General features: G+C 67.4%; 13 protein-coding genes and 1 tRNA gene. 8 read left to right on the forward strand and 6 right to left on the reverse strand.

What is annotated here, in order from left to right; all coding sequences use genetic code 11:
- Nucleotides 1-97: 97 nt before the first annotated feature.
- On the reverse strand, nt 98-508 hold the full coding sequence (locus tag ASF08_RS03020) for a DUF1236 domain-containing protein (protein ID WP_026176243.1): 411 nt from the start codon (nt 506-508) through the stop codon (nt 98-100).
- A 142-nt stretch (nt 509-650) separates the two neighbouring features.
- Nucleotides 651-725 (reverse strand) — tRNA-Thr (locus ASF08_RS03025).
- Between the two features lie 214 nt (nt 726-939).
- On the opposite strand from ASF08_RS03025, the gene ASF08_RS03030 reads away from it, so the two are divergent.
- Together ASF08_RS03030 and ASF08_RS03035 are read left to right on the forward strand one after the other, a co-directional pair.
- Nucleotides 940-1836: a GGDEF domain-containing response regulator gene (locus tag ASF08_RS03030; RefSeq protein WP_056141158.1), complete on the forward strand. Its 897-nt coding sequence runs from the start codon at nt 940-942 to the stop codon at nt 1834-1836.
- Nucleotides 1837-2073: 237 nt separating this feature from the next.
- Nucleotides 2074-2757, forward strand: a complete 684-nt coding sequence (locus tag ASF08_RS03035; protein ID WP_056141161.1) for a response regulator transcription factor — start codon at nt 2074-2076, stop codon at nt 2755-2757.
- Nucleotides 2758-3066: 309 nt separating this feature from the next.
- On the opposite strand, the gene ASF08_RS03040 is transcribed toward ASF08_RS03035, so the two are convergent.
- Nucleotides 3067-4251, reverse strand: a complete 1185-nt coding sequence (locus tag ASF08_RS03040; protein WP_056141164.1) for a DNA topoisomerase IB — start codon at nt 4249-4251, stop codon at nt 3067-3069.
- A 156-nt stretch (nt 4252-4407) separates the two neighbouring features.
- Between ASF08_RS03040 and ASF08_RS03045 the strand changes: the two genes are divergently transcribed.
- On the forward strand, nt 4408-5565 hold the full coding sequence (locus ASF08_RS03045) for a glycosyltransferase family 4 protein (protein WP_443136797.1): 1158 nt from the start codon (nt 4408-4410) through the stop codon (nt 5563-5565).
- Nucleotides 5562-6230, forward strand: a complete 669-nt coding sequence (locus ASF08_RS03050; RefSeq protein ID WP_056141167.1) for a class I SAM-dependent methyltransferase — start codon at nt 5562-5564, stop codon at nt 6228-6230. Before ASF08_RS03045 ends, ASF08_RS03050 begins: the two co-directional genes overlap by 4 nt.
- Here the strand turns inward: ASF08_RS03050 and ASF08_RS03055 are convergent.
- The 3 genes from ASF08_RS03055 to ASF08_RS03065 form a co-directional block, all read right to left on the reverse strand.
- Nucleotides 6220-6594: a PsiF family protein gene (locus tag ASF08_RS03055; protein ID WP_056141169.1), complete on the reverse strand. Its 375-nt coding sequence runs from the start codon at nt 6592-6594 to the stop codon at nt 6220-6222. The genes ASF08_RS03050 and ASF08_RS03055 overlap by 11 nt on opposite strands.
- 216 nt (nt 6595-6810) lie before the next feature.
- Nucleotides 6811-7491, reverse strand: a complete 681-nt coding sequence (locus ASF08_RS03060; protein WP_056141172.1) for a response regulator — start codon at nt 7489-7491, stop codon at nt 6811-6813.
- Between the two features lie 94 nt (nt 7492-7585).
- A complete protein-coding gene (locus tag ASF08_RS03065; RefSeq protein ID WP_018045570.1) occupies nt 7586-7849 on the reverse strand; it encodes a hypothetical protein in 264 nt (87 codons plus the stop codon).
- Between the two features lie 668 nt (nt 7850-8517).
- Between ASF08_RS03065 and ASF08_RS03070 the strand changes: the two genes are divergently transcribed.
- From ASF08_RS03070 to ASF08_RS03085, 4 genes are all read left to right on the forward strand, one after another.
- Nucleotides 8518-9246 carry a Crp/Fnr family transcriptional regulator gene (locus ASF08_RS03070; protein WP_056141175.1) on the forward strand — a complete coding sequence of 243 codons (729 nt, stop codon included), beginning with the start codon at nt 8518-8520 and terminating at the stop codon, nt 9244-9246.
- A 629-nt stretch (nt 9247-9875) separates the two neighbouring features.
- Complete coding sequence (locus ASF08_RS03075; protein WP_056141181.1) at nt 9876-10607, forward strand: Crp/Fnr family transcriptional regulator; 732 nt, start codon at nt 9876-9878, stop codon at nt 10605-10607.
- Nucleotides 10608-10641: 34 nt separating this feature from the next.
- The gene (locus ASF08_RS03080) at nt 10642-10896 is read left to right on the forward strand and encodes a DUF6894 family protein (RefSeq protein ID WP_056141185.1); all 255 of its coding nucleotides are present in this window, start codon (nt 10642-10644) and stop codon (nt 10894-10896) included.
- A 278-nt stretch (nt 10897-11174) separates the two neighbouring features.
- Nucleotides 11175-12806: an alpha-D-glucose phosphate-specific phosphoglucomutase gene (locus ASF08_RS03085; RefSeq protein ID WP_056141188.1), complete on the forward strand. Its 1632-nt coding sequence runs from the start codon at nt 11175-11177 to the stop codon at nt 12804-12806.
- The last annotated feature ends 65 nt before the right edge of the window (nt 12807-12871 follow it).

A 12871-nucleotide genomic window follows, 5' to 3' on the forward strand; every position in this document is an offset into this window, starting at 1 on the left:
AGTCCCTGCGCCGGAACGGCCGTCGCCAGCGGCGGCGATGGTGAAGCGGGTCGTCATGGGGATGCAGGCGCAGGGCCGTGGCGGACGCGCTCCGTCCTCAGTCGATCACCTCGACGATCCGGCGGGTGCCCGGCTCGACCAGCACCGGGATATCGTTCACGACGGTGTAGTTGTAGCCTTTCAGGGCGAATTCGGGAGGCACGTCGTAATAGACGACACCGCCCTCGGGCAGCACGGCGCCGACATGCACCTTGCCTCGATAGGCGAAGGACGGGCGACGCTCGCCCCGCGTGTAGATCCTGAACCGTTCCCGGCGATCGATGCCGAGGATCTCGTTGGCGGTCCCGACCGCGCCTCCGATCACGCTGCCGACGGCCGCGCCGAGGGGGCCGGCGATGTTGCCGCCGCGCTCGGCACCGTCCTCGGTGCCGCGGGCGTAACCTTGTGCATGAGCCGCCATCCCGACGCTCAACGCCGCGAGCACACCCGCCGCAACACCTAACCGCATGGGTTTTCCGCCCTCGTTCCCGACGTGCCGACAAGGCCGGACGACCGAAATCTCCCGACGGCCTCTTCATGGCGCGTTATCGTTAACGAAATCCGCCCGTCGGCGCGGGCCCCGATCCGACCGGCTTCCGCCATTGGGGGGATGGTGCCGGATGAGGGGATTGAACCCCCGACCTTCGGTTTACAAAACCGCTGCTCTACCGCTGAGCTAATCCGGCCCGATGCGCTAGCTACCAGCCGCGGGCGCGCCGTTCAACCGTCGATGAACGGGGTGTCGGCGCCCTGTCGTCCGACGAGGCCGGCCGCCCGGCGTTCCTCTCCTCCGGCCCGGCCCCGGATCGACTCATGTGGGCGGGGCGTCTTGGCAACATGTTAATCTGTCGCCGCCATGCTGACGAACAACATGAGATTTCGGGGCGGGCGACCAAGGACATGCATATCGTCATCGTCGATACCAGCCGCGTTGTCCTGAAGGTCGTTGCCGGCATGCTCGAGCCGCAGGGCCATAACGTCGATGTCTTCACTGACTCGCAGGCCGCCCTCGACTTCGTCACCTACACGCCAACCGTGCGAGTCCTGATCACGAGCCTCGAAGTCCGCCCCTTGAGCGGCCTCGAACTGTGCTGGTCGGCGCGTCTCATCGCCGAAACCAACCGGCCGCTCTACGTCATCACCATGTCCTCGGCCCGCAATTCCCGCAATCTCGCCGAGGCGCTCGACAGCGGGGCGGACGATTTCATCGAAAAGCCCCCCGGCGCCGAGGAGCTGCATGCCCGCATGCGGGCGGCGGACCGCCTGACGACCATGCAGAGCGAGCTGATTCGCCTCGCCGAGACCGACCCGCTCACCGGCCTCCTCAACCGGCGCGCCTTCCTGCAGCGGGTGCGGGACGCCGCCGATCGTGTGGGCAACCACGGCGACATGTCGGCGATCCTGGTGGATATCGACCATTTCAAACGCATCAACGACGAATATGGCCACGATGTCGGCGATGCGGCGATCCAGAGCGTCTGCAAGACCATTGCGGAGGAGGGCATCGTCGGGCGGCTCGGAGGCGAGGAGTTCGGCATCGTTCTTCCGCACCGGCCTGTGACCGATGCCGAGGCGCTCGCGTCACGACTGCGCCGCCTCGTGGAGGCCCTGCGCATCCGCGGCGCCCGCACCCCGATCCGCCTCACCTGCAGCTTCGGCGTGAGCCAGTGGAGCGAGGGCGATACGATCGAGGCCATGATCAAGCGGGCCGATATCGCCCTCTACGAGGCCAAGACCACGGGGCGCAACCGGGTGATGTCGGCCGCCGCCGACCTCGTCCTCGCCCGGGCGGGATGAGCCAATCCCATTTCGAACCGGGCTGTTCCTGATAGGGACAGGCACCCTGGCGCCATGGGCGCGCTTCCGTCCGCGTTAACCGAGATGACGCGGTTTTCGGACCTGTTTTCGTAAAATACCCCCGTGTATTCATGGGCCTTGGCCCGGATTCGATGAAGAATCCGATGGAACGGGATTTGAACTGCTCTCCACCAGCCCGATCGCGATGTGTCGCGATGGGACAGAGGGGGGAGCGGCATGAACCAGGCCGTGGGGGTTTTGATCGTCGACGAGCCAGCGGGGCTCGGGCCTGTCCTGCGGGCCTTCCTGGAGCATGAGCCCAGCCTGCATACGCTGGGCGAGGCCGATCTGCCGCTGGGCGGTCCGGGCACCGGGAGCGTCGTCGCCCTGGTGTTCCTGCCCGAGACCGCGTCGAAGAGCGCCCTCGCCCGGATCGCCGCGCTCAAGCGTCACCCGAACCTGCGCGTGCTGGTGGCCTTCCAGAGCCTCCCCGCCGAGACCCTGCGGAGCCTGCTCGAGGCGGGGGCCGATGCGGTGGTGGCGCAATCGGCGACCCCGCGGGAGATCAGCGCGACGATCGTGCGGCTGGCCCATGCGGGCGACGCGGACACGCAGGCCGCCGGCCCGGCGGAAGCCGGCGATGGGCTGACCCCGCGCGAAGCGGAGATCCTGCGGTTCCTCAGCGCCGGCTTCAGCAACAAGGAGGTGGCGCGCCGCCTCAGCCTCAGCGTGCGCACCGTGGAGACGCATCGGCTCAACCTGCGCCGCAAGACCCAGACGGGCCGGCTGAAGGACCTCGTCTGCCTCGCCCGGCAACTGGGTCTGGCCCCCGTGGTGGAGAGCGAGACGCCACGCCAGGGCAAGAGCGAATCCGGCCACCATGGCCACAAGGCCATCATCGAGACGATGGCGCGCCACTGAGGGAACGCGAGGCGACGGGCCGGCCGCCACAAGGGGCAGGGCGACGTCCCATGAGAGGGGTATCTGGATTCACATCGTTCGCGGGATGCGCCACCCTGCCCTCCTCCCCCTTGTGGGGAGACTTGGAGGTGGGGGTGGTTGGGCGCCCCACAGCTTACGGAGGCTGGGGGAACCACCCCCACACCTAACGTCTCCCCACAAGGGGGAGAGGAACGCGCTCTGCCCATAAGGGCAGATGCGTGAACCGAGTAGGCGAGCCGAGGGCAAGGTCTTCGCCCCTTCCGCCGGCGCGGCGCTGACAAGCTCGACCTATGCCGCGGCCCGAGCCCCGGACTCCGCCGGACGGGACCTCGCCTTTCGCGGCGCCGCCTTCCCCTTCTTGGCCGACACCTTGGCCTTGACCGAGACCCTGCCCTTCGCCGCGTCGAGACGCGCCCGCAGCAAGCCGAGGACCGCCGCCTCCTCCGGCTTCAGCCGGGCGATGTCCGTCCGCAACTCGTCCTCCACCGCATCCGCCACCTGGAGCAGCAGCGTGCCTTCCAGGTAGCCGTCGAGGATTTCGGGGTGGATGTAGCATTTGCGGCAGATGGTCGGCGTGTTGCCGAGCCGTGACGCGACGCTCTCGATGGCGGCGCGAAGGTTCTTCTTGGCCTTGGCCTCGCTATCGAACGCCTCGAACTCCTGCAGGGCGAGGGCGGCGAGCACGGTGCCGGCCCAGGTCCGGAAATCCTTGGCGGTGATCTCCTGCCCGGTGATCTCGCGCAGATAAGCGTTCACGTCGGCCGAGGTGACGTCCCGCGTCTCGCCAGCGTCGTCGATATACTGGAACAGCTCCTGGCCCGGCAGGTCCTGGCAGGATTTCACGATGCGGGCCACGCGTCGGTCCTTCACCGACAGGTTCCACATCTTGCCGCTCTTGCCCTTGAAGCGGAACGTCAACTCCGCCCCCACGACGGTCACATGGGGATCGCGCAGGGTGGTGAGCCCGTAGCTCTTGTTGGTGCGGGCGTAATCGTCGTTGCCGACGCGGATGAGGGTCGCTTCGAGCAGGTGGACGATCGTGGCCAGCACCTTCTCACGGGAGAGGCCGCGACGGCCCATATCCTCGTCCACCCGCGCGCGGATGGCGGGCAGGGCGTCGGCGAAGGCCATGATGTGCTCGAACTTCGTCGAGTCGCGCGCCTGCCGGAAATCGGGGTGGTAGCGGTACTGCTTGCGCCCCTTGGCGTCCCGGCCCGTGGCCTGGATGTGGCCGTTGGCGCGGGGGCAGATCCAGACGTCGGTATAGGCCGGCGGGATCGCCAGGGACCGGATCCGCTTCAGGATCTTCGGGTCGCGGACGGGCTTCCCCTTGGCGTCGCGATAGGAGAACCCCGTTCCGCTCTTCCGCCGCGTGAGCCCCGGCCGGTCGGCGTCCACATAGGTCAGGCCCGCCTCGATGGCCGCATCCCGCGGATCGGCGACGACACCGTCCTCTTCGCGATCCGCCGCCATCCTCCGCCTCCCGTCGGTTGTCAGGAACGATCAACCGGCGGGGTACGGGCGGCGTTCCGAGCCGGGCCGGCGGCGCGATGTCTCGCCCGGCCGCTTCATCGCCCCCGGCCTCCCGTCCGGCTTCGCACGAGGCGGCGGCGTGCTACAGCGCCTGTCATGGCCATGTCCCCTTCGCCTTCCTCCGCGCCGATGAAGCGGCTCGTCTTCGTCGTCACCGAGGACTGGTTCTTCGCCTCGCACTTCCTGCCCATGGCACGGGCCGCCGTGGCGATGGGCCTGTCCGTGGCGGTGGTGACCCGCGTGCGCGCCCACCGGGCCGTGATCGAGGCGACTGGCGCGCGCGTGGTCGAGCTGGAGGCCGAGCGCTCCAGCCTCAACCCCATGGCGGCAGGCTATGCGGCGGGCCAGCTCGCGGCGATCCTGAAAGGGCTGAAGGCCGACATCGTCCATTGCATCGCGCTGCGCTCGATCCTCGTGGGCGGGACGGCGGCGGCGATGGCGGGCATCTCCGGCCGGGTCTACGCCCTGACCGGGCTCGGCCTGATGGGCGCGCGCGCCGACGTGGCGGGACGCATGGGCCGCCTCGCCCTGCGCCAGCTGATCCGTGGCCCCCTCGCCTCGAAACAGACCCGGTTCCTGTTCGAGAACCCGGACGATGCGCAGGCCCTCGGCCTCGATCCGGCAGACACGGCGGTCACCATCGTCGGCGGGGCCGGCATCGATCCCGCTTTGCTCGCGCAGACGCCGCAACCGCCCTCCCCGCCCCTGCGCGTCGCCATCGTAGCGCGGATGCTGTGGTCGAAGGGCATCGACACGGCCGTGGAGGCGATACGACTCGCCCGTGCGGAGGGTGCCGCTGTGGAGCTCTCCCTCTACGGGGCGCCGGATGCCTCGAACCGGAGGGCGATCCCGGAAGAGACCCTGCGGTCGTGGAGCCGGGACGGCGTCACCTGGCACGGCCCGACCCGCGACGTGACCGGGGTGTGGGCGAAGCACCATGTCGGGTGCCTGCCCTCGCGGGGCGGCGAAGGCCTGCCGCGCACGCTGCTGGAGGCGGCGTCCTGCGGGCGTGCCCTCCTCACCACCGACGTGCCCGGCTGCCGGACGCTGGTCCGCGACGGGATCGAGGGCATGCTGGTGCCGCCCGACGACGCGCGGAGCCTCGCCGCCGCGCTGGTCCGGCTCGCCGCCGATCCGCTCCTCGTGGCACGGATGGGCGAGGCCGCGCGGCGACGCGTGGTGGAAGGGGGGTTCACCGAGGATGCGGTGATGCGGGCGGTGTCCGGACTCTACGCGGATCTGCTGCGCCCATGACGCCCTCGGTCGATCCTCTTCGCTTCATCCGCGCCAATACGCGGCTCCTGCCCGTGCCCCACGCGCCGGAGATCGTGCTGCATGTGGCCGACGAAGCCACGGAGCTGTGGCAGAAGACCGAGGACGAGCTCGACTCCATCGGCCTGCCGCCGCCGTTCTGGGCCTTCGCCTGGGCGGGGGGCCAAGCCCTGGCCCGGCATATCCTCGACCGACCGGAGCTCGTCGCCGGGCAGCGCGTCCTCGATTTCGCCTCCGGCTCGGGGCTGGTGGCGATCGCGGCGACGCTCTCCGGCGCCACCCATGCGACGGCGAGCGACCTCGACGCCTTCGCCATCGCGGCCATCGGCCTCAATGCCGGGGCCAACGGCGTCGGCGACAGGATCGCGCCCGTCCTCGACGACCTCATCGGTTCGCGGCCCGCCGATCTCGGCGTCACGACGATCCTGGTGGCGGACATCTTCTACGAGCGGGACATTGCCGGCCGCGTCACCGACTGGCTGGCGGCCCTGCACGAGCAGGGCGCCACCATCCTCATCGGAGATCCCGGCCGCTCCTACCTGCCGAGGGACCGGCTCGACATCCTCGCGACCTACGAGGTGCCGGTGAGCCGCTCCCTGGAGGATGCGGAGATCAAGCGCAGCAGCGTCTGGCGCTTCAGGGCTTAGGAGCCGGGGGCGTCGCCTCCGGTGTCATGCCGGGGCCGGGGGGTACGGTGGAGCCGGGTGCCATCGGCGCGGCCGGGGCGGTGGTCGCTCCGGGGGCGTCGCCGCCCTTCAGGCAGGATTTGATCAAGGCATGCCGGTCGGCCTTGTCGGAACCGGCGGATTTCGCCTCCTCCTTGCACGCCTTGCGCGCATCGACCTTGCAGGACTTCATGAACGTCTTGGCTTCGTCGCCCTTCAGGCCCTTGGCCTTCATCTCCTGCTTGCAGGCCCCGATGCGGCCGCCGACGGCGGCGGAGGCTTCCGTCACCGGCAATCCGGCGAGCACCCCGACAACCAGGACGGACTTCAACGTCGAACTCATCATGATCGCACTCGCTTCATCGGATGGAGGGGTGGGTCCAGGCAGCGGCAGGCCGTGATCGATGGGCCGCCCCGCCTCGTGTCATCGCTCAAAGCGCCGCGGCGCGGCTCCGTCTTCGGCCATGCCCGCCATGGATGCAACGCCCAAGCCCCCTCCGGTCCGTCCCCCGCGCGGGCACATTGCCGTGAGGGAGATCCGCGACGAGGGGGCGCCTTCGGCTCATCCGGCCTGAGGCATACGGATCTGATCGAAATCGAGCAGGGCCGTCTCGATCACGATCTGCGTCCGGCTGATGACGTCGAGCTTGCGCAGGATCTCGGAGACATGGGCCTTGACGGTGGAATCGCCGACCTGGAGCTCGTGCGCGATCTGCTTGTTGAGCTTCCCCTGCCGGATCATCAGAAGGACGCGCAGCTGCTGGGGCGTCAGGCGGGCGATCCGCTCCGCGAGCTGGGTCGGAGGGGCCGAGCCGGCCGCTTCATCCGACAGGGCGGCGGGGATCGACAGACCTCCGCCGAGCACGTCGGCGATGGCCCGTGTCAGCGTCGCCTTGTCCACCGCCTTCGGTACGAACCCGGCCGCGCCGTGCTGCAGCGCCTCGCGCATGATGCGCGGGTCGTCGAGGCCGGACACGACGAGGATCGGCACACGCGGGAAGCGGGAGCGGATCGAGACGAGCCCCTCGAAACCCAGGACGCCCTGCATCGAGAGATCGAGCAGGACGAGATCGACGGTGCCGGCTGCCGCCAGGACCGCCATGGCGGCGGCGATCCCCTCGGCCTCGTCGATGACCGCTTCGGGAAAGGCGAGCTTGACCGCGCTCGCCAGCGCGTCGCGAAAGAGCGGGTGGTCGTCGACGATCAAAAGATGCATGGCCGCTCCGCCGCTGCCCTCTTCCATCGCAGATCCCCCGCACGCCCTCGGCGATCCTATCAGATCCCCGCCGGGCACGCCAAAGCGGTGGGAGGGCCGGACCCCGAGGGCCCCGGCACCGTCACGGCGCCGTGATCTTGACGCCGGTCTTCTCCACCTCGGCCCGGACCATCGTCTTCGTCTCGACGGGAGCCACGGACCAGGCCACCGCACCGATCAGGCACAGTGCGGCGAGGCTGTAGGCGAACCCGTGCATCACCCTCATCAGGCCGAGGAGGAGCGGAATGAGCGACAGCGCCATCGCCATGGTCGGATTACCCGTCAGGTAATAGACAGAGGCGAATGCGATGACCGACATGATGATCGCTTTGAGGAAGTTAGGCACGCATCTCTCCGTTCCGTGAAGCCACTGACGCCGAGGGTCCGATCGCTCGAAGTCTCCTCGGTCGATCCGACCCCGGAGGTTCCCCTCCGAGGGACTTATGCCGGAACGGTGACAGTTGACGCATCCCTTCCCCCAGGAGGCAGGACGCGACGACATTCCCCGCCCGACGACCCGCCGGTGCCTCGCTTCCTGCAGGGAAGGGAGGGCCGGGACCACCCCTTGCCGAACAGACCGCCCATGCGCGGCAGCGGGCCCGATGGACGGCGTTCGCCCACCCGCCATCCGCACCGGCGAGAACAGGCAATTCCCGCGCCGATGCGGCGGTCATCGACGCGCCGGCCCGCGACCGCGCTCGCAGGCCGGCCGTGCATCCTTGCCGCACGATGGATTCGGCCATCGGGAGAACCAGGCCGAACCGGTTGAATTGAAAAATTGAAGCGAACCGGCAAGAATATGAACGACCCCGCACGGTCTGACATGGAGGACTTGACGGAGCGCTGCATACAAGTCAGATGTACGATTACGCACGTAAAGTTTCAGGGACGACGAATTTCATCAAATGAATATGCTTCATTTGTTGAATTTGCAGCTGCGTTGCTATGTCATGATCAACCTCCGGCGTTGATGAGCGGCTCATAACTGCGACGTCGTCTCCTCAGGGCGCATGCATGGTCATTTCCTCCCAGCACACGATCCGCAACAGCCTCCTCTCCCGGCTGCGGGCGGACGATCGAGCGGCCATCCTGGCTGCCCTCGATCGGGTCGAGCTCAAGCGGAAGGACGTTCTTGCCCAGCCGAACGAACCGCTGACCCATGTCCATTTCCTGGAGACCGGAGTCGCCTCGGTCGTCGTCGGCACGCGGGACCGCCGGCGGATCGAGGTCGGCATCATCGGCTCCGAAGGCGCGACCGGCCTGCCGCTGCTGTTCGATGTGGATTCCACGCCCCACGAAACCTTCATCCAGATCGAAGGCGAAGCCTTGCGGATGAGCAAGGACGCATTCATCGGCCTGATCGAACAAAGACCCGCGTTCCGCAGACTGATGATGCGCTACGCCCACATCTTTCAGCTCTTCACGGCACAGACGGCCCTGTCGCACGGCAGCTATACTTTGGAAGAGCGGCTGGCCCGCTGGTTGCTGATGTGCCACGACCGGGTCGAGAAGGATGAATTTCCCATCACCCACGAGTTCCTGTCCGTCATGCTCGGTGTCCATCGCCCGGGCGTGACGACGACGATCCATATCCTCGAGGGGGCCGGCACCATTCGGGCGCGCAGGTCCCACATCGAGATCGTCGATCGGCCGAAACTCGAACTCATCGCGGGCGACAGCTACGGCATACCGGAGGCCGAGTATCGTCGCCTGATCACGAATGACGTCGCACCGGAGCAATGAGTAGTCTGCACCTCGAGGGCCGGGCGATGGCGGGCCGCACGGCCCTCATCCTACAAGAGCTTTCATCCAGGCAGAGCTAGACGCCGGCGAGCGTCGTGCTCGTCCGCAGGAAAAACGAAGCTCCGTGCCCAGCCGATAAACGGCCCTCATCGCTCCGTTATTTATTTGTCATGACGCAGTACAGCCGACAGATCGCCTTCGACGCGAAACTCCATCCGATCCACCCCTCCCAATAGTGATTGTACGGTCGGCTGAATACTGAATTCATACGCGCGCCGGGCCGCATCCATTCGACAAGTTGACGCATAAATCCGTCATTTTGTCTGTCGAGATCGAAGGTGCGGCGAAATGTCGACACGACTTTATGTGTTCGGATCGGGCAGATGCACGAACAGGATCATACATACCTCGGGAAACTCGCAGACCATTACGACCGAGCCGGAAGACGGAATTCGAGGCTAGGCTACGACTTTGGTACAAGGTCGATTGCTTTAAGATAATGATGTTTTGTACGTTTTTGCCATCATAGCTCGTTGAAGTCGCATCACGAAAGATGTTACTTCTGAGCAGATTTCGATGCTTATCGATAGAGATATTGAACATTGTCGAGGAATAGAATCTCGAATACGATGGAGAGCGTGTTCAATCCGCTCGTCCAGAAGCTCGAAGGCTTCGTTGCGCTCGACGAAGCCGACAGGGACGTGCTTCATCGGATCACAGCCATCGCCCGCGACGTCCCCGCCCGCACCAACCTCGCCCGTGAAGGCGAGCCGCACAACGACATCGTCCTCATCACCGAGGGGATCGGGTGCCGGTTCAAGCAGCGGGCCAACGGCGCCCGCCAGGTCACGGCCTACCTCGTGCCGGGGGACACCTGCAATCTCGACATCACCCTATTGGACCGCCTCGATCATACGATCGCGACCATCTCCGCCTGCAAGGTCGCGCGCATTCCCGCCCCGGCCCTCCGGGAGATCATGGAGAACCATCCGGCGATCGCCCGGGCGCTGCGCATCTCCGCCTTGATCGACGAGGCGACGCTGCGCGAATGGCTGGTGAATATCGGCTGCCGTTCGGCCCTCGAACGGATCGCGCATCTCTTCTGCGAACTCCTCGTGAGGCTGCGGGCCGTGGGCCTCGCCACGGAAGACAGCTGCGATCTCCCCATGACCCAGCACGAGCTCGCCGATACGACGGGGATGACGACCGTGCACGTGAACCGGTCGCTGCAGGAGCTGCGGCGCCGGGGATTGATCGAACTCAAGGGCAAGAGTCTCAAGATCCTGGACTGGCCCAGGCTGAAATCCCTCGCCGAGTTCAAGGCCGGCTATCTTCGCGTGGAAGGGCAAGCCGTGAGCTGAGCGCCCGTCGGGTCGCCACGGCAAGGAGGTCGGTATGCCGCGTTACTTTCTGAACCTGCGCGATCGCGACGGGCTTCATCGCGACTTCGACGGAGACGTGTTCGACTCCATGGACGAGGTGCGCAACGACGCCGTGATCGGCATCAAGCAGATCGTCGCCGACGCGCTCGGCGGCGGCGCGACGTTGAGCGAAGCCCTGGACCGCTCGTTCGAGGTGGTCGACGAGGCGGGTATGACCGTCCTGACGATCTCGTTCGCCGAAGGCGTCGCATCGCGCTCCACGCCCTGAAGGAGGGACAGGTCACTCGGGGCCGGGTTCGCATTGGAACGGCGCCTGAGAATCTTTCCCCGCCACCGTGCTTTGGGTGGTTGACCGGTAGGGACCAGCCGTTGTGTTGTCCCCGCCGACAACGCAACTGGGTTCACACATCTCCTCGACGGCTGCTTTCTCGAGCCGACGGCATCGATATGAGGCGCGGCAGGCCACCTCTTCCTGGAAGGAGAGGGACCCCGTCGTACCCGCGAGAGGTGTGAACATCGCAGGCCGACAACGAGGGGCTTTCGCGGATGACTTCGAGGCACGTGCCGACTTCGCCATTCTCCGACCAGAAGCCGGGGACGTCGGGCCTTCGCAAGAAGGTCCCCGTCTTCCGGCAGACCCGCTACGTCGAGAATTTCGTCCAATCCATCTTCGACATCATCCCCGACCGCGAGGGCGCGACCCTGGTGGTGGGCGGCGATGGCCGCTTCTTCAACCGCGAGGTGGTGCAGACGACCCTCAAGCTCGCCGCCGCCAACGGCTTCGGCCGGGTTCTCGTCGGCAGGGCTGGTCTCCTCTCCACCCCGGCGGCCTCCTGCGTCATCCGTAAGCACGGGGCGATCGGCGGCATCGTCCTGTCGGCGAGCCACAATCCCGGCGGACCGGACGGGGATTTCGGGATCAAGTTCAACGCCGCCAACGGCGGTCCGGCGCCGGAATCCGTCACCGCAGCGATCTACGAGCGCACGAAGGCGATCACCGAGTATCGCATCGCCGACGCGGCCGATCTCGACCTCGACACCGTGGGCGAGGCGAGGATCGACGGCATGGTGGTGTCCGTCATCGACCCGGTGGCCGATTACGCGGCCCTGATGCAGGAACTCATCGACTTCGACGCGATCCGCCGCCTGTTCGCCTCCGGCTTCCGGATGCGGTTCGACGCCATGAGCGCGGTGACCGGCCCCTACGCCACCGCCATCCTGGAAGGGGCGCTGGGCGCCCCCGCCGGCACGGTGGTGAACGGCACGCCGGAGGAGGATTTCGGCGGCCACCATCCCGACCCCAACCCGGTCCACGCCCACGAGCTCTACGAGCTGATGCTGAGCGCGGACGCGCCGGATTTCGGCGCGGCCTCGGACGGGGATGGCGACCGCAACATGATCGTGGCACCCGGCCTCTTCGTCACCCCGAGCGACAGCTTGGCGATCCTTTCCGCCCATGCCCATCGCGCGCCGGGCTACGCCTCCGGCCTGGCGGGCATCGCCCGTTCGATGCCCACGAGCCGCGCCGCCGACCGGGTCGCCGCCTCGCTCGGCATTCCCGCCTACGAGACTCCGACGGGCTGGAAGTTCTTCGGCACCCTGCTCGATGCCGGGCTCATCACCCTCTGCGGCGAGGAGAGCGCCGGCACCGGCTCGAACCACGTCCGCGAGAAGGACGGGCTCTGGGCCGTGCTGCTGTGGCTCAACGTCCTGGCGGCGACGGGCAAGCGCGCCGACGCCATCGTGCGCGAGCATTGGGCCGCGTTCGGCCGCGATTACTACACCCGCCACGATTACGAGGAGATCGAGTCCGAGAGCGCCAACCGCCTCATGGAGGGGTTGCGCGCGCAGCTCGCGAGCCTGCCCGGCCGCCGGATCGGCGACCTCACCGTCTCCACGGCGGACGATTTCCGCTATGTCGACCCGGTCGACGGCTCCGTGACGGCGCAGCAGGGCATCCGCATCAGCTTCGCCGAGGATGCCCGTGTGGTCTACCGGCTCTCCGGCACCGGCACGGCGGGGGCGACCCTGAGGGTCTATATCGAGCGCTACGAGAACGCCCCGGACCGGCTCGACCTGACGCCGGATTCCGTCCTCGCCCCAGTCGTCCAGGCGGCGCGCGACATCGCCGACATCGCCGGCATCACGGGGCGCAGCGAGCCGAGCGTCATCACCTGAGCCCGGGGAGCGACGCCCCTCCCCGCCGATGCCGCACCCCGGGAACCGGGTTTTACCGTGCCCAT

The sequence above is a fragment of the Methylobacterium sp. Leaf85 genome (assembly GCF_001422125.1).
GTDB classification, from domain to species: Bacteria; Pseudomonadota; Alphaproteobacteria; order Rhizobiales; family Beijerinckiaceae; genus Methylobacterium; species Methylobacterium bullatum.